We start from the raw sequence: 20,678 nt of genomic DNA, 5'->3' as shown, positions 1-20,678 counted from the left end.
TTATGGGGATAATAGAGGAGTTATCGTTAAAAACGTCGAATAAGTTAGGGAAGAAGCTTGATAAAAACAATGAAGAAATAGCAGTTATAAACTATGGTCTATTTACCATATTGCATACTAGTTTAGCAATAATTGTAACGATGGTAGTAGGCTTATTAACTAAAACCTTAATTGAAATTATGACAATATCTATAACATCTGCTATTTTAAAAAGGTACTCTGGAGGTGTGCATGCAACAAGTCCAGAAAGATGTACTTTAATAGGAGTTATATTAGCATATATACTATCTTATATATCAATAAGTATAATGGATATTGATATGAGTATTACTATATTAATGATAATATTTATAATAGGATTTTCTTATTATATTTTATATAAAAAATGTCCAGTACCATCAAAGAATAAACCTTTGAAAAAAGAAAGTACTAGAAAAAAATTAAGAAAAAAAGCTTTTAATTTAATTAATATATATGTAGTTTTAATTATAATATTACTTAGTATATATTTAATAAATAATGTTACAATTGCAAAAAGTATAGCCTTATCAATGGTACTGGGAATAGGACTTCAAGTGTTTGTATTAACTAGCCTAGGGGGCAAGCTTATTAATTTGTTAGATAATCTTTTTAATATAAATAAGTTTTTATCTAAAAATATATCTTAAATATATTTAAGAAAAAATAAAATATAAGGGGGAAATAAGATGGATTTCTTATTAGGTTCAGTATCTGATTTATTAACTAAAGTTGCAGAAGGAGCATCAACATATTGTATGCTTATATTCTTTGAACCGGAAGTACCAAAGTCATTAAGAGAAGAATAATAAAAAATCATGAGGATTTATTCCTCATGATTTTAATTTAATAAAGACAGTTCTAGGTGAAATCTATGCAAAATTTTGATAAAAAAAGAAATAAAAAAGTTTTTGAGATAATAGTTATACTAAAAGTTATATACGTTATATCGTGCTTATTAGCTATAGCAAGTTTTGTAACTTTTGAAGAACAAGCAAAGGATGCTATAACTATTACAATATCAATAAGTATAATATTAACAATTTTAATGGGTTACTTTTTATGGATATCTATTTATTCTAAAAATAGAATAGATAAATCTCCTAAATTTTTAGATTACTTAGAAACATCTATACTAATAGGAATGTTTATACTAGTAGTATTTTATACAGGAAAAGGAGAAAGTGGATATAAATTACTTAGTATATTTATAGTTATAATATCATCAATACAATTTGGAAAAAACTATGGTGCTTCAGCGTCTATTATTCAAATAGTAGCAATACTAGTTATTAGTATAATGTTTACAAGTGAAGATAAAGAAATGTTAAGATTATATTTTGAAAGAGATTTAGTCCTTAGTGCAGCCTTATTTGTTATAGCTATTATACTAGGTATGTATGTTGATACAGAAAGAGAACATAGTAAGGAGTTAAGAGAATTAGCAAATAAAGACGAACTAACTGGATTATATAATCATAGGTATTTTCAAGAATATCTTAATAATACACTAATAGAAGCAGATAAAAATAATAAAGAAGTTTCTTTATTATTTATGGATATAGATTATTTTAAAAATTATAATGATGTAAATGGGCATCAAGCTGGAGATTTATTACTTGAAAAGATCGGAAAAATATTAAATGCAAGTATGAGGGAAAATGATATAGTAGCAAGGTATGGTGGGGAAGAATTTGCAGCAGTACTCCCTGATACAACAGAAGAAGATGCTATAAAAATTGGTGAAGATATAAGAAATGCAATACAACAAACTAAGTTTGAAGGTCAAGAAAATCAACCAAACAAAAATATTACCATATCAATAGGTGTCTCATCTTATCCAAATAGAGCTATTAATAAACATCAGCTTATAAACACAGCAGATGATGCATTATATAGAGCAAAATCTTTTAATAAAAATAGAGTAGAGTCATACCATAGTATATTATATGACTTATGTAGAGAAATAAATATACCAGAAGAAACAATAAAATCATTAAAAACATTTATAAATATGATAAATATAAAGGATAGATATACATATGGCCATACAGAAAGGGTAGTTATTTATTGCAAGTGGTTTGCGCAGTCTATGGGATTAAGTGAACACGACCAAGTACAAATACAGATAGCAGCATATTTACATGACATTGGTAAGCTAGAAATTCCTGAAGAAGTTTTAAATAAAAAAGGTAGACTTACAGATGAAGAATTTAATATGCTCAGAAATCATCCTCAAGCAGGAGTTGATCTTATACACCATATAGCACCACTAAAGGATTTTAGATCTATAATAAGACACCATCATGAAAGGTATGATGGTAAAGGTTATCCAGATAAACTTCAAAAAGATGAGATTCCGTATTTGGCAAGAATGATTACCATTGCAGATAGTTTTGATGCAATGACATCTAATAGACCATATAATACAAGAAAGAGCCATGAAGAAGGAATACAAGAACTGAGAGCTAATGCCGGTACTCAATTTGACCCATATTTAGTTGAGAAATTTATAGAGATGTTAGAAAAATATAAAGATAATTTTTAAAAAATAACCTATAAAGGTTATTTTTTTTTGTACAAGTACATATTTATTTTTGTAAGGGAGGGGATTATAATGTTAAGAGTATCTGATATAATGGAAAAGGAAATCATAAACATTAAAAATGGAAAAAGAATGGGATTTATAACTGATATAAATTTAGATATAAATGAGGGAAAAGTAATGTCTTTTACAGTTAGTGGAGATGGAGGAAGAAGTCTGTTTTCAAGAGGTGATGAAGGACAAGTTATATTTTTTAATGATATACTAAAGATAGGTTGTGATACTATAATAGTAAATATAGGTTCAGAACTTAATATAGACGATTTTAATATATAGCAAACAAAGGAGGATATAGATATGCAATGCCCTTACTGCAACTATAAAGAATCTAAAGTAGTAGATTCAAGACATACAGACAGAAAGTCTATAAGAAGAAGAAGAGAGTGTGAATCTTGTAAAAAAAGGTTTACTACTTATGAAAAAATAGAGATGACGCCTGTAATGGTAGTTAAAAAAGATAATAATAGAGAATATTTTGATAGAGAGAAGTTAAAAAGTGGAATATTAAAGTCTTGTGAAAAAAGACCTGTATCAATAGAACAAATAGATGACATAGTGTACTATATAGAAAATGAAATAAATAAGCTTTACATATCTGAAATAGAAACCAGGGAAATTGGAGAAATGGTAATGGATAAACTAAAAGAGGTTGATGAAGTAGCTTACGTTAGATTTGCATCTGTATATAGACAATTCAAAGATATAAATACTTTTGTAGCAGAGCTAAAAAATATATTAACAGAGAAAGGTAACTAGCATGGAAAAATTCATAAGAGTAAATGAAATAGAGAAAAATTTAGACTTTGTAAACTTAGCTGTAACTCTTAAAAATGTAGATGCAAAGTCAAAAGATGATATGTTAACTGTTTGTAAAAAAGGAAATTTTAATTTTAAAAACTTAACAAGTAATGTTCAAATACATTCAGATATAGTTAATGTAGTCGAAAAATGTGATATAGGATTAAAAAAGGATGGAGATGCACTTATAACAAACTTAACAAATACTCCCCTATTAATATTTACAGCAGATTGTGTTCCAATAGCTTTAATAGACAAGAAAAATAAAGCTATTGGACTTATCCATGCTGGATGGAGAGGAACTTATTCAAAAATAGTTAAAAATACTATAGATAAAATGATAGAAAAATATAACACTAATCCAGAAGATATAGTAAGTGTTATAGGTCCATCTATAGGTAGATGTTGTTATGAAGTATCAGAAGAGCTTATAGAAAAATTTAACACAATTCTTACAAACAAAGATGAAAAATTTTATATAATAAAAGAAGGGAAGTATCATCTAGATTTATGGAATGTCAATGAACAAATATTAAAAGAATGTAATGTTAAAAAAGAAAACATAATAAACTTAAATATTTGCACAAGTTGTGAAAGTGATAGATTCCATTCTTACAGAAAACATGATAAAACAAATGAAAGAATAGGTATGATACTAGAGATAAAATAAAGAGGTGAATTAATACCATGAAAGTAAAAGTACTTGTTATAGATGATGAAATACATATAGTAGAGCTTTTAAAGTTCAATTTAGAAATGTCAAACTATGAAGTTGACTATGCATACGACGGAATAGATGGATATATAAAGGCAAGAGAATTAAAGCCTGATTTAATATTATTAGACTGGATGTTACCTAATATAAGTGGTATTGATGTACTTAAAAAGATAAGAAGTGATAAAGAATTAGCTAACACACCAGTTATAATGCTTACTGCTAAAAATATGGAAAATGATAAAGTAGAAGGGCTTGAATTTGGTGCCGATGATTATATGACAAAGCCATTTAGTGTAAAAGAACTACTTGCTAGAATAGGTACTGTACTTAGGAGGTGTAATATAAAAGTAAAGACTAAAGAATCTACATTATCTACGGGAGACCTAAAAGTTGATTTAAGTAAACATGAGGTGTATAAAGGAAGCGAAAAAATAGAACTTACTCTTAAAGAATTTGAGTTATTAAAACTTTTACTAGAAAATAAAGGAAAAGTTCTTTCTAGAAATTATTTACTAGATAAAATATGGGGATATGAGTATTATGGGGAGACAAGAACAGTAGATGTTCATATAAGATATCTTAGAAAGAAAATTGAAAGTGAAAATGATTCGGACAAGTATATTCAGACAATTAGAGGAGTTGGATATAAAATTGATTAAAATATAACTTAGGAGATAACAACATGGAACAGTTAAGTACATTTGGGTATTCTATTTTATTAATATCTATAATAATCTCTATATTGTCAATACGATATACTTTAAGATTAAGAAAGTATTTAGAAGAATTTATATATGTTTCTAAAAAAATAAGTAATAAAGAATTTCATTCTAGAATAAGTAGTACAGCTAAAGGTGATTTAGGTGAACTAAGCAAAAACTTTAATGAAATGATAGAAATAATGGATAAAACTATAAGTGATTTAGACTATAGCAATTTACAAAAAACTTCTATACTAAAAAGTATATCTCATGGAATTTTAGCTATAGATATAGATGGAAATATAATGCTTATAAATGAAGAAGCTAAAAGAATGTTAAAATGTGATAATGGTATATTGGTAGAAGGAAAAAATATAAAAAATGTAATAAAAGAAGAAAAATTATTAGAAGAAATAAATACTTTTAAAGGTTGGAAGCAAAATAAAACTGATGAACTAAAAATTAATGATGATTTAGTATATAAGGTTAGTATAGATCCAATATATCTTGAAAGTATAAAGCACATAATAATAGGTTCTATAATAAACATACAAGATATAACTGAAAAAGTTAAATTAGAACATATGAGAAGTGATTTTGTAGCAAATGTTAGCCATGAATTAAAAACTCCTTTAACATCAATAAGTGGATTTGTTGAAACTCTAAGGCTAAATGAAAATATTGATGTACAAACTAGAAATCGATTTTTAAGTATAATCGAAACTGAATCAGATAGATTAAAAAGATTGATTGATGATATATTATTACTTTCATTTATTGAAAATAATGAAAAGATAGTTTATGAAGGTGTATCTTTATATAATGTCTTTTTAGAAGTATATGAAATGACTAATTATATAGCAAAATCTAAAAATATAAACTTAACTTATGAATTTGATGATAAATCAATTGTAGTATTTGCAAATAGAGATTATATAAAACAAGTATTTTTAAATCTAATAGATAATGCTATAAAGTATACTCCAGAAAATCAAGGTAAGACAGTAAAGGTAACTGTAGGTACAAAACAAGATAAAATTATAATAAAAGTAAAAGATGAAGGTATAGGTATACCTAAAGAAGATATAAATCGTATATTTGAGAGATTTTATAGAGTTGATAAAGCAAGAAGTAAAGAAGTAGGCGGTACAGGTTTAGGTCTTGCTATAATAAAGCATATAGTTAAGTCTTTAGGCGGAACAATAGAAGTAAAAAGTGAATTAAGAAATGGTAGTGAATTCATAGTTAATATACCTGAGAAAATTTCCTTTAAATAAAGGAAATTTTTTTTTATTTTTGCACAAACTATTATCATATCTTAAAATTAGGAACAATAGTTGTAAAAACAAAGGAGTTGATATGATGGAAGAGAGTGTATTAAGGGAAGGTGTTTTTAGACATTCGTTTATGGTAGCATCTATCCTAGGTATATTATGCAGAGCATTAGTTCTTAGGGTTGTAGATAAACAATATCCAAGAAGGCCTCAGGATTATCTAGAGCAAATAATAACATCAGCACTAGCTGCATTTTTAGGAGCAATAGCACTTCCGGCTCTTTTAGAAAATGAATTCTCTGCATTAACATTTTTTGCAATAGCAATACAACAATTTCAAGGCTTGGCAGAGCAAGAAAGAATAACCTTAAAAAATATTGACGAAGCAGAGATAGTGCCAAAAGGATCAGCTTATGTAGAAGAGATAGCTTCGACTTATGAATCTAGATGTTATATAAGTTTACTATCATCATTAATGGCATCAGGGTTATTTATACTATTTAATAACTATTTATTATATGGATTTTTAGTATCAACGATAGCAGCAGCTATAGGTGCTGGAATTATAGGTCTTATAATAAGAAGATATTTAAGAAGAGATAGTATAGCAGATGTGGCAGAAGTTAGAGAAGCTAAGATTCATTTTGATAAATCAGTGCTTAAAGTAAATGGAGTTTATATAAGTAATATAGGCTTAGAAGATACTAGAAATAGATATTTAAATGAAGGACTAGCAATAGAAATAATTCCTAAAAGCTTAGGTGATTTTGGCATAGTAAGTGATATAGGACAAAGACAAGCCATAATACATAATATATTTATCCATATGGGTGTAGATAAAGATGTAGATGAAAAAGACATATTAACTATATCAGAAACGGATTTTGATAAACGTTCAGTAGTAATACCTTTTATTCCAATAATGAAGGATATAGAAACTATGATTGAAATAGCAAGAAGTACTCCTATTATAGAAACAGCAAAAGGCAAAAATAGTGATTACAAAAAAACTTTATAAAAATAAAGAGGTGGTATTATGGATACAGCATTTGTAGTGGCCTTATCAATAGGTGTGCTATCTAGGTTAATAATGTTAAATGTAGATAAAAAACAATACCCTACACAACCAAACGTGCTTTTAACACAACTTGTGTTAGCATTTGTAGCTTCAGCATTAGGAGCATTAGTTGTTCCTGCTTTACTAGAGAAGTCATATACATCAATTACATTTTTATCATTGGCAGCAGAACAATTTAGAAAAGTAAGAGAAAGTAGAAGAAATACACTTCAAAACTTAGAAGATATTCAATTAGTTAAAAGAGGAAGTGCGTTTATAGAAGAAATAGCAAGGACATATGAAGTAAGAAATTATATGTGTATAGTAACATCTTTTTCAACTATATCTTTGTATCATTTTATGATAAAAGAATTTAATATATCTCAAAACAATAGCTTGCTTATAAGTGGGGTATTTGGACTTATATTAGCTATAATACTTAAAAAATTATTAAAAAGAAAGTCTATTAGTGACATAGCAGATGTTCGACAAGTAGAAATAAAATTTGTTGATGAATCAATTCTTCAAGTAGGAGATTTAAAGGGAATAACAAATGTAGGCCTTGAAAGTGATAGACAAAGATTTTTAGAAAATGGAATAGGTATAGAAATTATACCAAAAGACAACAATTATATAAATGCAAGTGTATTATATGATGCGGGACAAAGGCAAGCTATAGTATATAATATATATTCAAGAGTAGGACTTTTTAGAGACGATAATGAACCAGCATTTGTACCCCTTCCAAGAAGACATCCTCAGAAACAAAGTATAATGATAGCTTATATACCAATAGAGAGAGATGTAGAAAAAGTATTAGAGGCTGTTAGGTCTTGCCCAATATTATCTAGTTCAAAAGGTAGAAATCTATCTATTAATTATAAAATAGGCGAGAAAGGAAGTGTATAATATGGGAGAAAATATGGGTTTAACAGAATATACATTAGCAGTAATAACTACAGATAAAAACATGAAATTTGGTGGAGGATGTCCTATATTTTATGCAGAGGATGATAAAGAACTTCAACATAAAGCAATGCTTATGGCAAAGAGTGTTGGAGGAATGGTTCATGATATGACAAATGGAACATTAATCGTAGTTAAACATTAAAGGTACCTTTTAGGGTACCTTTTAACTTATTGCAAATATTGACTAATTTCAGCAAACCGTGGTATTATAAAACGATGTAATCATATGGAGAAAAGTGGTGAAAGTTCATGGAAGTAAATGTAAAGAAAATGAATAATGTAGTCAGCAAAGTTTATAATAATAGTATTGCAGAGGAACTAGGAATAGAGGTAGGAGACATACTTATTTCTATAAATGGCCAACCAATACAAGATATAATAGAATATAGATTTTTATTAAGTGATGAATACCTAGAAGTTGAGATACAAAAAATAAATGGTGAAATATATGTATATGAAATAGAAAAAGAATATGATGATGATTTAGGTATAGAGTTTTCTAACCCTATAATAGACAAAGCTAAAAGTTGTAGAAATAAATGTGTATTTTGCTTTATAGACCAACTGCCAAAAGGAATGAGAGAAACTCTTTACTTTAAAGATGATGATTCAAGATTATCATTTTTACAAGGTAACTTTGTAACTCTTACAAATATGAGTGAAGAAGATATAGATAAAATAATAAGATATAGAATAAGTCCAATAAATATATCAGTTCATACTACAAACCCAGAACTTAGACAGAAGATGATAAAAAATAAGTTTGCAGGTAAATTATATGATATAATGAAAAGATTAGCAGATGCACAGATACAAATGAACTGTCAAATAGTTTTATGTCCTGGATACAATGACAAAGAAGAATTAGAAAGAACCGTATCTGATTTAGCTAAATTATATCCATATGTAAATAGTGCAGCAGCAGTTCCAGTAGGTATAACTAAGCATAGAGATCATTTACCTAACTTAGAGATATTTAATGAGAAAACTGCAGCAGAGACTATAGAACAAGTTGAAAAACTACATGAAAAATATCTAAAGGAATTAGGAACGAGATTTATATTCCTATCAGATGAATTTTATATAATGGCTAATAAAAAATTATTAGACTATGATGAATATGAAGGATTTATACAATTTGAAAATGGAGTAGGAATGGTTAGTAAGCTTGAAAGAGAAATACAAGAACAACTAGCTACTTTATGCGAAGAAAAAATAAACACAAAAAAGAAAGTTTCTATAGCCACAGGGCATTCTGCATATGAATTTATATGTAAAATGGCAAAAGAAATAATGGATAAATGTCCTAATATGGAAATTAACGTTTATAAGATAATAAATAACTTCTTTGGAGAAACAATAACGGTTTCTGGGCTTATAACAGCTACAGATATAATGGATCAATTAAAAGGTATAGATTTAGGAGAGACTCTTTATATACCAAGAAGTATGCTAAAAGCAGATGAAGATATATTTTTAGATAATATAACTTTAGAAGAATTAAACAATAAAATGGGAATTGAAGTAATACCTTGTTTAAATGAAGGTAAAGACTTTGTTGATAAAATATTAAAGTAGAGAAGGGAGATTATTATGAGCAATAGCAATAATAGACCGATAGTTGCAGTAGTAGGAAGACCGAATGTTGGAAAATCAACATTATTTAATAAACTAGCAGGAAAAAGAATATCTATAGTAGAAGATACTCCAGGAGTAACTAGAGATAGAATATTTACTGAAGTTGAGTGGTTAGACAGATACTTCACATTAATAGACACAGGTGGTATAGAGCCAGATAATGGAGATATAATATTATCTAAGATGAGAAATCAAGCAATGCTTGCTATGGACATGGCTCACGTTATAATGTTTGTAGTTGATGGGAAGGCAGGACTTACAGCAGCAGATAAAGAAGTTGCACAAATACTTAGAAAGACTAGTAAACCAGTTATATTAGTAGTTAACAAAATAGATAATATAAATCAATTTGATAATATATATGATTTTTATGAATTAGGATTAGGAACTCCATTTGCAATATCTAGTGCTAATGGAATGGGACTTGGAGACTTACTAGATGAAGTAATAGCATTTTTCCCTAAAGGATTAAACACAGAGTATGACGAAGATATAATAAAGATAGCTATAACAGGAAAGCCTAATGCAGGAAAGAGTTCTATAGTCAACAAGATGTTAGGTGAAGAAAGAGTTATAGTAAGTCCAATAGCTGGAACTACTAGAGATGCTGTAGATACTTATCTAGAAAGAGATGGACAACAGTTCATGCTTATAGATACAGCAGGTATAAGAAAGAAAAGTAAGATATATGAAACAGTAGAAAAATACAGTGTTATAAGATCTATGGCAGCAGTAGATAGAGCAGATGTTGTAATGATAGTAATAGATGCAGCAGAAGGTATAACTGAACAAGATACAAAAGTTGCAGGTATAGCACATGATGAAGGTAAAGGATGTATATTTGTCGTTAATAAGTGGGACTTAATAGAAAAAGACAACAAGACTTTAGGAAATTACACAAAAGATATAAGAGAAAAATTCCCATTTATGATGTATGCACCAGTACTATTCGTTTCTGCTAAAACTAATCAAAGAATGAATAAAATATTAGAAACAGCTGAATTTGTGGCAAATGAAAATGCTAAGAGAGTGTCAACTTCAGCATTAAATGATGTAATAGGTGAAGCTGTAATGTTAAATCAGCCACCATCAGATAAAGGAAAGAGATTAAAAATATACTATGGTTCTCAGACAGGAGTTAAGCCACCTAAATTCACGCTATTTATAAATGACAAGCAATTAACTCACTTCTCATATCAAAGATATCTTGAAAATAAGATAAGAGAAAACTTTGGATTTGAAGGAACTCCTATACACTTTGAGTATAGAGAAAAAAGAAAGTAATAAAAAACCTAAGGGGGAATAGAATGCTTAACTATTTAATAATTTTTATAATTGCTTATCTTTTAGGAAATATATCAACATCATATATTATTGCTAGAAGATTAGCAGGAGTGGACATAAGAACTCAGGGTTCTGGTAATGCAGGTTCTACTAATGTACTTAGAACTCTTGGAAAAAAGGCAGGTCTTATGACATTTGTAGGAGACTTATTAAAAGGAATAATAGCCGTATTATTAGCAGGAATAATTGCTAAATATATTGGACTAGACCCACTTACAGCTAAGTATATAGCTGTTGTAGGAGTTGTTAGTGGCCATAACTGGCCAGCATTTTTAGGATTTAAAGGTGGAAAAGGAGTTGCTACATCTTTAGGTTCTATGATAGCAGTCAATCCTATAATGGCTCTAAGTTGCTTTTTAGTATTTTTAATAATAGTTTATATAACTAAATACGTATCACTAGGATCAGTACTTAGTATATCACTTTCTCCAGTAATAATGATATTTAGTCAAAATACAAAGGGTGTATTAGTTACATTATTTTTAACTCTATCAGTTATATATACTCATAGAGAAAACATAAAAAGACTTATAAATAAAACTGAAAGAAAAATTGGAGAAAAAAAATAAATATTAGCTAGGTGGTGTTTTTAATGAAAAAAGTATGTATTTTAGGAGCTGGAAGCTGGGGAAGTGCATTAGGTCTAGTACTAGCTAAAAAAGGCTATGAAGTAAGCATGTGGACTTTAAGTCAAGAACAAGCTGATAAAATAAATAAGACAAAAGAAAATATAGATTATTTACCTGGGGTTTTATTCCCAAATAATATAACACTTACAACATCTTTAGAAGAGGCAGTACTAAATAGTAAAATTATAGTATTAGCAGTACCTTCTCAAGCTATAAGAAGTGTTTCAAGTAACCTAAAGCCATTTGTAAAAGATGAACAAATAATAGTAGATGTTGCAAAAGGATTAGAAAGAGGAACTGGACTTAGACTATCAGAAGTTGTAGCTGAGGAGCTTCCAAATAATCCTTACGTGACTTTATCAGGTCCATCTCATGCAGAAGAAGTTGCAAGAGATATACCTACTACAGTAGTAGTTGCATCAGAAAATATAGAAGTGGCTCAAATAGTTCAAGATATGTTTATGACACCTAAATTTAGAGTGTATACTAATCCTGACGTAGTAGGAGTTGAACTTGGTGGGGCTCTTAAAAATATAATTGCATTTGGTGCTGGTATATGTGATGGCTTAGGGTATGGAGATAATGCAAAAGCTGCACTTATGACTAGAGGTATAAGAGAGATAGGAAGATTAGGCGTTAAGATGGGTGCTAATTTATCTACTTTCTCAGGACTATCAGGTATAGGTGACTTAATAGTTACTTGTACAAGTATGCATAGTAGAAATAGAAGAGCAGGAATTCTTATAGGGCAAGGAAAAAGTTTAGAAGAAACTCTTGCTGAAGTTAAAATGGTAGTAGAAGGTATAACTGCTACAGAAGTTGCTTATGATGTTTCTAAAAAGTTAGGAATAGATATGCCAATCACAAGTGCAATATATTCTGTACTTCACGAAAGTGCAAACCCAAATGAAGTAGTAGCAGATTTAATGATGAGAAATAAAACACATGAAATAGAAGAAGTAGTAGAAGATAAGCTAGGATTTTAATCCTAGCTTTTTTGTGCTTAAGGAAATTATGATACTTTAAAAACTATGGGTAACTGTTGCAGTTAAGCAATGCCAATCAGTTTGTAAAGCGTAAAAAAGACATTTTAAAGTGCTTCGCCGACACGTCGCTCAAGCAACGGACAAAGTCGTTGGCGATATGAAGTGTAGCGCCCACGCAGTGGCTTAAGCGAAGCGAATTTTTTGTTTTAGAAACTTAAAATATACAAGCATGATTTATATATAAATTTAGAAATTATTAGTAATAATAGGGGACAGATAAAAATATACTTTATTAAGAAACTATATGCAGGAGGGGGAAAATTAATGAATAACATATATGAAGACATAGCTAAGAGGACTCAAGGAGATATATATATAGGTGTAGTAGGTCCTGTTAGAACGGGTAAATCTACATTTATAAGAAAGTTTATGGAAAAATTAGTAATACCGAATATAGACAATGAGTTTAAAAAGGAAAGAACAAAGGATGAAATACCTCAAAGTGGTTCAGGTAAGACAATAATGACAGTAGAACCAAAATTTGTTCCAGCAGATGGAGTTGAAATAAAGGTTAGAGATACTGTAAATTTAAAAGTTAGAATGGTTGATTGCGTTGGGTACATAGTAGATGGAGCTTTAGGACATGAAGAAGATGGTAAACAAAGATTAGTATCAACACCATGGTCACAAGAAGCTATGACATTTGAGCAAGCAGCAGAGATAGGAACTAAAAAAGTTATAAGAGATCATTCAACATTAGGTATAGTAGTTATAACAGATGGTTCAGTAACAGGTATAGATAGAAAGAGTTATTTACAAGCAGAAGAAAGAGTTATAAATGAGTTAAAATCTTTAAATAAGCCTTTCGCTATTGTATTAAATACACTTGACCCGTACAGTGAAGATATAGAATTATTAAGATCTGAGCTAGAAGAAAAGTATGAAGCTCCTATAGTACCATTAAATGTATTAGCTATGGATGAAGAAGATATAGAGAGCGTTATGGAAACAGTACTTTATGATTTCCCATTAAATGAAATAAGAATAAATTTACCTCAATGGATAGAAGGATTAGAGAGAAATCATTGGATAAAGAATAATATAATATTTACATTAAAGCAAAGTATAGAAGAAATTGGAAAAATAAGAGATATAGATAGTATAGTAGCAGGATTTTCTGAGTTAGAATTCTTAGAAGATACATCAGTTGATAATGTTGAACTTGGAGAGGGTGTTATAAGTATCGACTTATCTGCTAAGCAAGATTTATTCTACAATGTACTAGAAGAAAAGAGTGGATTTAAGATAGATGGAGACCACCAACTACTTAGCTTAGTAACTAAGTTATCTAGGGTTAAAAATGAATATGATAAGATAGAATCTGCTTTAATAGATGCAAAAACAAAAGGCTATGGAGTTGTAGCCCCATCTTTAGAAGAGTTAAGTTTAGAAGAACCAGAAATAATAAAACAAGGAAAACAATATGGAGTTAAATTAAGAGCAAATGCACCTTCACTTCACATAATAAAAGCTGATATATCTACAGAGATAGCACCTATAGTTGGAAGTCAAAATCAAGGTGAAGAGATGATAAAATATATGCAAGAGGAATTTGAACAAAATCCTAATGAAATATGGTCATCAAATATGTTTGGAAAATCTCTACATGACTTAGTTAAGGAACAATTACAAAGCAAGTTATATACAATGCCTGAAGAAATAAGAGTTAAAATACAAAAAACTTTACAAAAGATAATAAATGAAGGAAGTAGTAATATAATAACTATATTATTATAAAATGCATTGATAAAAATTAGATAATTAATTAAGATAACATTTAAATGTAGGAAAGGTTAAAAGCCTTTCCTATTCTTATATAATTATATACTGAAGTTAAAATCATTATATAAGAATTTTCTAAATAGTCAGAAAATACTTGAAATTTAAGTAACAAATATCTAAAATTAATAATATAATCTATTAAATTTAAAAATTTTATAGATTATATATTAAATAAGGGGGTATGTTATGGAGCGTATTGTTTATGCAATAAATGATATTATTTGGAGTAACTGGCTAGTATTTTTGTGTTTAGGTTCAGGTATTTATTTTTCTTTTAGAACCAAATTCTCTCAAATAAGGCACCTTAAAGAAATGGTAACTTTATTATTTAAAGGAGAAAAATCAGCTCAGGGTATTTCATCATTTCAAGCTCTATGTACAGCATTAGCAGGTCGTATAGGTACAGGTAATATAGCAGGGGTAGCAACAGCAATAGCAATGGGAGGACCAGGAGCACTATTTTGGATGTGGGCAATAGCATTTTTAGGTGCAGGATCAGCATTTGCAGAATCTACATTAGCACAAGTTTATAAAGAAGAACATGATGGATTATATCGTGGAGGGCCAGCATACTATATTGAAAAAGGACTAGGAAATACTAAGTTTTCTAAATGGTATGGAATATTATTTGCATTAGCAACAGTACTAGCAACAGGTTTATTATTACCTGGTGTTCAATCTAACTCTATAACTGTAGCAGTAAACAATGCTTTTAAGATAGATTCAATGATAATAACAGTAGTCTTAGTTATATTACTAGCACTTATAATATTTGGTGGAATAAAAAGAATAAGTTCTGCAGCAGAATTAATAGTTCCGTTTATGGGAGGAATTTATATATTAATGTCTCTTATAATAATAGCTGTTAATATAGAACAATTACCAAGTGTGATAGGATTAGTGTTTAAGTCTGCATTTGGAGCAGAGCAAGCATTTGCAGGAATAATAGGTTCAACAATAGCTTGGGGAGTAAAACGTGGAGTTTACTCAAATGAAGCAGGTCAAGGAACTGGACCACAAGCTGCAGCAGCAGCTGAAGTAAGTCATCCAGCTAAGCAAGGTTTAGTTCAAGCATTTTCAGTATATGTAGATACTTTATTCGTATGTTCAGCAACAGGATTTATGATACTTATGACAGGAAGCTATAATGTTCATGGAGTAAATGGAGCTATGATAGTTGAGAATTTACCGGGAGTTGAGATAGGACCTATATATACTCAAACAGCAGTAGATTCATTGATACCAGGATTTGGGTCAGCTTTTGTATCTATAGCATTATTCTTCTTTGCGTTTACTACGATAATGGCATACTATTATATAGCAGAAGTTAATATTATATATATAAGTAAGAGAATATTTAAAGGAAAAACAACTAAGTTATTTATAAATATACTTAGGGTTATATTATTAGGAGCAGTTGCATTTGGTTGTGTAAAGACAGCATCTCTTGCATGGACTATGGGGGATATAGGTGTTGGAAGTATGGCTTGGTTAAATATAATAGCTATACTTTTATTATCAAATGTAGCCATGAAGTGTTTTAAAGATTATGAAGAACAAATGAAAGCAGGAATACCAAGAGAAGAAAGAATATTTGACCCAATAAAACTTGGAATAAAGAATGCTGATTTCTGGGAAGAAAAAGTTAAAAAAGAATCTAATAAATAAAAATAGTGTAGGCTATTAACTCATATAGCCTACACTTTTTTATGCTTAAGGAATTATAATACTTTAAAAACTGTGGGTAACTATTGTAGTTAAGCAATATCAATCAGTTGGTAGAGCGTAAAAAAGACATTTTGAGCAACTGACGAGGTCGTTGGAGATATGAAGTGTAGCGCCATGCAGTGGCTTAAGCGAAGTAAATTTTTTACTAGTATTAAATTGTAAGTAAAATTGAATATACAAGCAAATATTTAGGATTTAGAATTATCACAATAAAAGGAAATACAATATTACTTGAAGAACTAATAAAGTACCTATAATTAAAGGGGGAAATGTATGAAAAATAAGAGGATATCTAAAATATTAATACTAGGAATATTTATATATTTTGTATTTCAAATTGGTATATTTTTAATAGGTGAAAATACTAAAACTATGACTGTAGAATTAGAGGAAATGGAACTTAAAATGAATACAAAAGGACTTGTAATAAAAGACGAGAGTGTAATTTTATCAAGTGCAGATGGGACGTTAGAAAATTTACATGAAAAAGGTGAAAAAGTACAAAAATCAGAGAATATAGGATATATATATAAGGATATAGATATAGAAAAAATAAATTCAGATATAGAAAATTTAGACAAAGAAATAAAAAAGTTAAAGGAACAAATAGATAGTCAAGATAATAGTGCATTAAAACATATTTCAGCTAATCAGTTAGAAAATAGTAAAAATAAAAAAGCAATCCTAGAAAAAAAGGCAAAAAGTTCTACATCTTATGTAAAAGCGGATATATCAGGAGTAATATCCTATGCAATAGATGGAAATGAAGAAAAGTATAATACAGATAGTATAGATTATTTAACTAAAGATGATATAGAGGATACTAACAATAATTATACAGATATAAATTTAAATAATAAGAAAGTTAAAGAAAATGATCCAGTATTTAAAATAGTTAATCCAAATGATGTATATATAGCAGTATGTATAGAAGAAAAATATAAGAAACATTTTGAGGTAGGTAATAAGATAAAAATATCTTTTAATGAAGAAATATTAGATGGTAAGGTTAATAAGGTTAAAAAAGATAATGATGATATCATAGTAATACTAAAAATAACTAGCCAAAATATAGGAATTTATGATACAAGAGTAGAAGAATTTGATATAATATATAAGCATATAGAAGGTTTTAAGATACCAAAGAAATCTATAAAATCAGTTAACGAGAAAAAAGGGGTATATATATTGAATCAGCAAACTAACAATATGGAGTTTGTTGAATTAAGTAATGTTGCCTATGAAGGTGATGATTATATATTCGTAAAAAATAATAGTGGTGATAAAGAAAAAATGATTGCATTACATGATGAGGTTATATTAAACCCAAATATTATAAATAAGAAAATAAAAATAAAGTAGGTGATAAAGTGTCAAGTGTAAAAGAAAATTTAGATATAGTAAGAGAAAAAATAAAAAATAGTTGTACTGTTTCTAATAGAAAAATTGATGAAGTAACTTTATTAGCAGTAACTAAGACTGTAGATGTAGATAAGGTTTTAGAAGCTATAGAAAATGGAGTTACAGATGTTGGAGAAAACAAGCCACAAGAACTAGCTAGAAAGTATGAAGTTATAGGCGATAAAGTAAATTGGCATTTAATAGGAAGTTTACAAACTAATAAGGTAAAGTATATAATAGATAAGGTTTATATGATACACTCTTTAGATAGAATAGCTTTATGTGAAGAAATACAAAAAAGGGCAGAGAAAATAAATAAGACTATAAATTGTTTAGTACAAATAAATATATCAAAAGAAGAAAGCAAGCATGGTATATATAAAGAAGATGCTATAGATTTTATAAAAGAAGTAGCAAATAATTATAATAATATAAAAATTAAAGGTCTTATGACTATGGCACCTTTTACAGAAAATAAAGATGAAGTTAGAAAAGTATTTAGAGGATTAAAGGAATTAGCTGTAGAAATTGATAAGTTAAATATAAACAATGTTTCTATGGAATATTTATCTATGGGAATGAGCAATGATTATGAAATAGCAATAGAGGAAGGGTCTAATATAGTTAGAGTTGGAACCTCTATATTTGGAGCCAGAAATTACGATAAGTAGATTATATGAATTTAAAATTTGATTAATAAATAAGGAGGAAGTCAATAATGGGAGATAACATGATAACTAAGTTTAAAAATTGGTTTATAGAGGAAGATGAAGATTATATCGAAGAAGAAGAAATAATTGAAGATGAACTAGACATGGAACCAGAAATTGGAACAGCTATAAAAAATACTAACATAGTAAAGTTACATACTAACACTCAAATGAAGGTTGTAATAGTAGAACCTAAAAAATACGATGAAGTTACAACTATAGCGGATCATTTAAAAAGTAAGAGAACTGTAATAGTTAACTTAGAAAATTTAAAAGATCCAGTTGCTAAGAAGTCTATATTTGACTTTATGAATGGAGCTGTATATGTTTTAGAGGGAAGTATACAAAAAGTATCTAAAGCTATATTTATACTTGCACCAAATAATGTAGATATAGATGCAAATTTAAAAAAGGAATTAGAAAACAGCAAGACACTTTTCCCTTGGCAAAATAATAAATAAAATATAAAAGTAAAGGGGTTAAATAATGAGTACTATAGGATTGGCTTTATATTATCTATTTGATATATTATCTTGGATAATAATTATAAAGAGTTTTATGTCTTGGATTCCTAATGGGATGGGAAGTAAGTTATACTATATATTAAATAATATAACAGAACCAATCGAAGGTCCTATAAGGTCTATAATGTATAAGTACAATAGTGGACCGGTAGATTTTTCACCAATGATAGCAATATTAGTATTAATGTTACTAAAGAGGGTGGCACTAATCGTGTTCTATTAAGAGGAGATAATAGTGGACAGGCTAAAATTAACTAATCATATTAAGGATATAGAATTAAAAAATAAAATGTTTAAGGTTATAGATAAAGCTAATGCCACAATGAAAAATTATGATGTAAGACAAACGGAATTTTTAAATCCTTATGAAATAAAAAATGCTATTGCTATTTTGAATTCTTATAGTGATTTAAAATACTCTGTTGATGGTGGACATAAAGAGGCTGAAAGAAGTAAAATATTTATATATCCATTTTATATGGAGTATGAAGATATAGATGATAATCTTAAATTTATACAAGTAGAAGGTAATTTTAAGTTTAAAAGCATATCACATAAGGACTATTTAGGGTCTCTTATGGGTCTTGGTATAAAAAGAGAGATGATAGGAGATATTATTATACACGATAGTTTTTGCCAAATAATTGTAAGTTCAGATATATGTGATTTTATAATTATGAACTTACAAAAAGTATCGACAAATAGTGTTTCAGTGTATGAAATATCAAGAGAAGATATAATAGAAAACTCATTAAATTATAAAGATATATCATTTACAGTATCATCAAGTAGGCTAGATTGTATTATAAGTGGATTATATAATATATCAAGACAAGAAAGTTTAAAATATATAAATGCAGAAAGAGTTTTTGTTAATTATGAAAAGATAACATCTGCATCTAAAGAAATAGAAAATAATTCACTAATATCAGTTAGAGGTAAAGGTAGGGCAGTAATATCTAAAATAGGAGATATTACTAAAAAAGGCAGAATAAAAGTTTGTGCTAAGTTAATAATATAGGAGGGAGAAAAGCATGCTTACTCCAATAGAAATAGAAAATAAGGAATTTAAAAAAGGAATAAGAGGATACAGAGAAGAAGAGGTTGATGAATTTTTAGATGCAGTTAAGGAAGATTATGAACATCTATGTAGAGAAAATTCAGACCTTAAAGAAAAAGTAAGATTATATCAAGATCAAATAAACAAATATGAAAATATAGAAGAAACATTAAAAGCTACACTTATAAGAGCTGAAAGTGTTGCAGAAGATACTTGTACTGCTGCAAATAAAAAAGCTAAGATAATAGTAGAAGAAGCCGATTTAAAAGCAAGACAAATAATTGAACAAGCTAATAATCAAGTAATAGAAATAAGAAAAGAATATAATGAAATGGTAAAAGAATTTAAAGTATTTAGAAATAAATTTAAATCTTTACTAGAAGATGAAATAAGAAGTATAGATGAAATATTCTATAATGTTGATGAAAATGATATGAGAGCTTTTGAGACAACATTATTTGATATGCCAATAGAAAAAGAGGCAGCAGCTACATTAGATTAATATAAAATAAAAAGTAATTGACTATTTTGACGATTTGTTATAAAATCTCATATTATAAACAAAAATATAAAAAAAGCTATGATGGAGACAGTAAGCTTTAGATAATTTTACAGAGAGTTGGGTTGCTGAGAACCAATAAATTTATAAAGTGGAAAATCACTCCGAAGCTGCAGG

The 20,678-nt window shown here is 28.3% G+C and carries 23 protein-coding genes and 1 other annotated feature (1 of these 24 running past the window's edge); all 23 genes read left to right on the top strand.

The genetic code is table 11. From position 1 onward, the window contains the following. The first annotated feature begins 2 nt into the window (after nucleotides 1-2). The 23 genes from I4U89_RS08085 to I4U89_RS07975 all read left to right on the top strand — a co-directional run bounded on the left by I4U89_RS08085 (nucleotide 3) and on the right by I4U89_RS07975 (nucleotide 20,504). The gene (locus I4U89_RS08085; protein ID WP_195939871.1) at nucleotides 3-668 is read left to right on the top strand and encodes an accessory gene regulator ArgB-like protein; all 666 of its coding nucleotides are present in this window, start codon (nucleotides 3-5) and stop codon (nucleotides 666-668) included. Nucleotides 669-707: 39 nt separating this feature from the next. Further along, nucleotides 708-827 carry a cyclic lactone autoinducer peptide gene (locus I4U89_RS08080; protein ID WP_092924187.1) on the top strand — a complete coding sequence of 40 codons (120 nt, stop codon included), beginning with the start codon at nucleotides 708-710 and terminating at the stop codon, nucleotides 825-827. Nucleotides 828-892: 65 nt separating this feature from the next. After that, nucleotides 893-2,566 carry a bifunctional diguanylate cyclase/phosphohydrolase gene (locus I4U89_RS08075; RefSeq protein ID WP_195939870.1) on the top strand — a complete coding sequence of 558 codons (1,674 nt, stop codon included), beginning with the start codon at nucleotides 893-895 and terminating at the stop codon, nucleotides 2,564-2,566. A 69-nt stretch (nucleotides 2,567-2,635) separates the two neighbouring features. Beyond that, on the top strand, nucleotides 2,636-2,899 hold the full coding sequence (locus tag I4U89_RS08070) for a YlmC/YmxH family sporulation protein (RefSeq protein WP_195939869.1): 264 nt from the start codon (nucleotides 2,636-2,638) through the stop codon (nucleotides 2,897-2,899). Nucleotides 2,900-2,920: 21 nt separating this feature from the next. Next, nucleotides 2,921-3,379, top strand: coding sequence for a transcriptional regulator NrdR (gene nrdR, locus I4U89_RS08065; protein ID WP_195939868.1), 459 nt, complete (start codon nucleotides 2,921-2,923; stop codon nucleotides 3,377-3,379). Nucleotide 3,380: 1 nt separating this feature from the next. Continuing rightward, on the top strand, nucleotides 3,381-4,091 hold the full coding sequence (gene pgeF / locus I4U89_RS08060) for a peptidoglycan editing factor PgeF (RefSeq protein ID WP_195939867.1): 711 nt from the start codon (nucleotides 3,381-3,383) through the stop codon (nucleotides 4,089-4,091). A 17-nt stretch (nucleotides 4,092-4,108) separates the two neighbouring features. Continuing rightward, a complete protein-coding gene (locus tag I4U89_RS08055) occupies nucleotides 4,109-4,798 on the top strand; it encodes a winged helix-turn-helix domain-containing protein (protein ID WP_195939866.1) in 690 nt (229 codons plus the stop codon). A 23-nt stretch (nucleotides 4,799-4,821) separates the two neighbouring features. After that, complete coding sequence (locus I4U89_RS08050) at nucleotides 4,822-6,117, top strand: HAMP domain-containing sensor histidine kinase (protein WP_195939865.1); 1,296 nt, start codon at nucleotides 4,822-4,824, stop codon at nucleotides 6,115-6,117. 85 nt (nucleotides 6,118-6,202) lie between these two features. Next, nucleotides 6,203-7,132: a YIEGIA domain-containing protein gene (locus I4U89_RS08045; protein ID WP_195939864.1), complete on the top strand. Its 930-nt coding sequence runs from the start codon at nucleotides 6,203-6,205 to the stop codon at nucleotides 7,130-7,132. A gap of 18 nt (nucleotides 7,133-7,150) precedes the next feature. Continuing rightward, complete coding sequence (locus tag I4U89_RS08040; RefSeq protein WP_195939863.1) at nucleotides 7,151-8,080, top strand: YIEGIA family protein; 930 nt, start codon at nucleotides 7,151-7,153, stop codon at nucleotides 8,078-8,080. A 1-nt stretch (nucleotide 8,081) separates the two neighbouring features. Next, the gene (locus I4U89_RS08035; RefSeq protein WP_195939862.1) at nucleotides 8,082-8,282 is read left to right on the top strand and encodes a capping complex subunit for YIEGIA; all 201 of its coding nucleotides are present in this window, start codon (nucleotides 8,082-8,084) and stop codon (nucleotides 8,280-8,282) included. Between the two features lie 107 nt (nucleotides 8,283-8,389). After that, entirely contained in the window at nucleotides 8,390-9,718 is a 1,329-nt protein-coding gene (locus I4U89_RS08030) for a DUF512 domain-containing protein (RefSeq protein WP_195939861.1), read from the top strand. A gap of 15 nt (nucleotides 9,719-9,733) precedes the next feature. After that, nucleotides 9,734-11,062, top strand: coding sequence for a ribosome biogenesis GTPase Der (gene der / locus I4U89_RS08025; RefSeq protein WP_195939860.1), 1,329 nt, complete (start codon nucleotides 9,734-9,736; stop codon nucleotides 11,060-11,062). 23 nt (nucleotides 11,063-11,085) lie between these two features. Next, nucleotides 11,086-11,691: a glycerol-3-phosphate 1-O-acyltransferase PlsY gene (plsY, locus tag I4U89_RS08020; RefSeq protein WP_166505897.1), complete on the top strand. Its 606-nt coding sequence runs from the start codon at nucleotides 11,086-11,088 to the stop codon at nucleotides 11,689-11,691. Nucleotides 11,692-11,714: 23 nt separating this feature from the next. Then, entirely contained in the window at nucleotides 11,715-12,737 is a 1,023-nt protein-coding gene (locus tag I4U89_RS08015; RefSeq protein WP_195939859.1) for an NAD(P)H-dependent glycerol-3-phosphate dehydrogenase, read from the top strand. Between the two features lie 324 nt (nucleotides 12,738-13,061). Then, complete coding sequence (gene spoIVA / locus I4U89_RS08010; protein WP_195939858.1) at nucleotides 13,062-14,534, top strand: stage IV sporulation protein A; 1,473 nt, start codon at nucleotides 13,062-13,064, stop codon at nucleotides 14,532-14,534. A 231-nt stretch (nucleotides 14,535-14,765) separates the two neighbouring features. Then, nucleotides 14,766-16,247, top strand: coding sequence for an alanine/glycine:cation symporter family protein (locus tag I4U89_RS08005; RefSeq protein WP_195939857.1), 1,482 nt, complete (start codon nucleotides 14,766-14,768; stop codon nucleotides 16,245-16,247). A gap of 333 nt (nucleotides 16,248-16,580) precedes the next feature. Then, nucleotides 16,581-17,669 carry an HlyD family efflux transporter periplasmic adaptor subunit gene (locus I4U89_RS08000; RefSeq protein WP_195939856.1) on the top strand — a complete coding sequence of 363 codons (1,089 nt, stop codon included), beginning with the start codon at nucleotides 16,581-16,583 and terminating at the stop codon, nucleotides 17,667-17,669. A gap of 8 nt (nucleotides 17,670-17,677) precedes the next feature. Continuing rightward, a complete protein-coding gene (locus I4U89_RS07995; protein WP_195939855.1) occupies nucleotides 17,678-18,379 on the top strand; it encodes a YggS family pyridoxal phosphate-dependent enzyme in 702 nt (233 codons plus the stop codon). A 47-nt stretch (nucleotides 18,380-18,426) separates the two neighbouring features. Further along, nucleotides 18,427-18,879, top strand: a complete 453-nt coding sequence (locus I4U89_RS07990; RefSeq protein WP_092924241.1) for a cell division protein SepF — start codon at nucleotides 18,427-18,429, stop codon at nucleotides 18,877-18,879. 25 nt (nucleotides 18,880-18,904) lie between these two features. After that, a complete protein-coding gene (locus I4U89_RS07985; RefSeq protein WP_195939854.1) occupies nucleotides 18,905-19,165 on the top strand; it encodes a YggT family protein in 261 nt (86 codons plus the stop codon). A gap of 12 nt (nucleotides 19,166-19,177) precedes the next feature. Beyond that, nucleotides 19,178-19,963 (top strand): YlmH family RNA-binding protein, encoded by a 786-nt coding sequence (locus I4U89_RS07980; protein ID WP_195939853.1) that lies wholly within the window; start codon nucleotides 19,178-19,180, stop codon nucleotides 19,961-19,963. 13 nt (nucleotides 19,964-19,976) lie between these two features. Further along, complete coding sequence (locus I4U89_RS07975; protein ID WP_166505891.1) at nucleotides 19,977-20,504, top strand: DivIVA domain-containing protein; 528 nt, start codon at nucleotides 19,977-19,979, stop codon at nucleotides 20,502-20,504. Nucleotides 20,505-20,573: 69 nt separating this feature from the next. Then, nucleotides 20,574-20,678 (top strand) — a binding site (T-box leader) (it continues 129 nt past the right edge of the window).

The organism is Romboutsia sp. 1001713B170131_170501_G6 (genome assembly GCF_015668195.1).
Classification (GTDB): domain Bacteria; phylum Bacillota; class Clostridia; order Peptostreptococcales; family Peptostreptococcaceae; genus Romboutsia_C.
The sequence above is the reverse complement of the archived record's forward strand: the minus strand, read 5'-3'. Positions and strand labels throughout refer to the sequence as shown.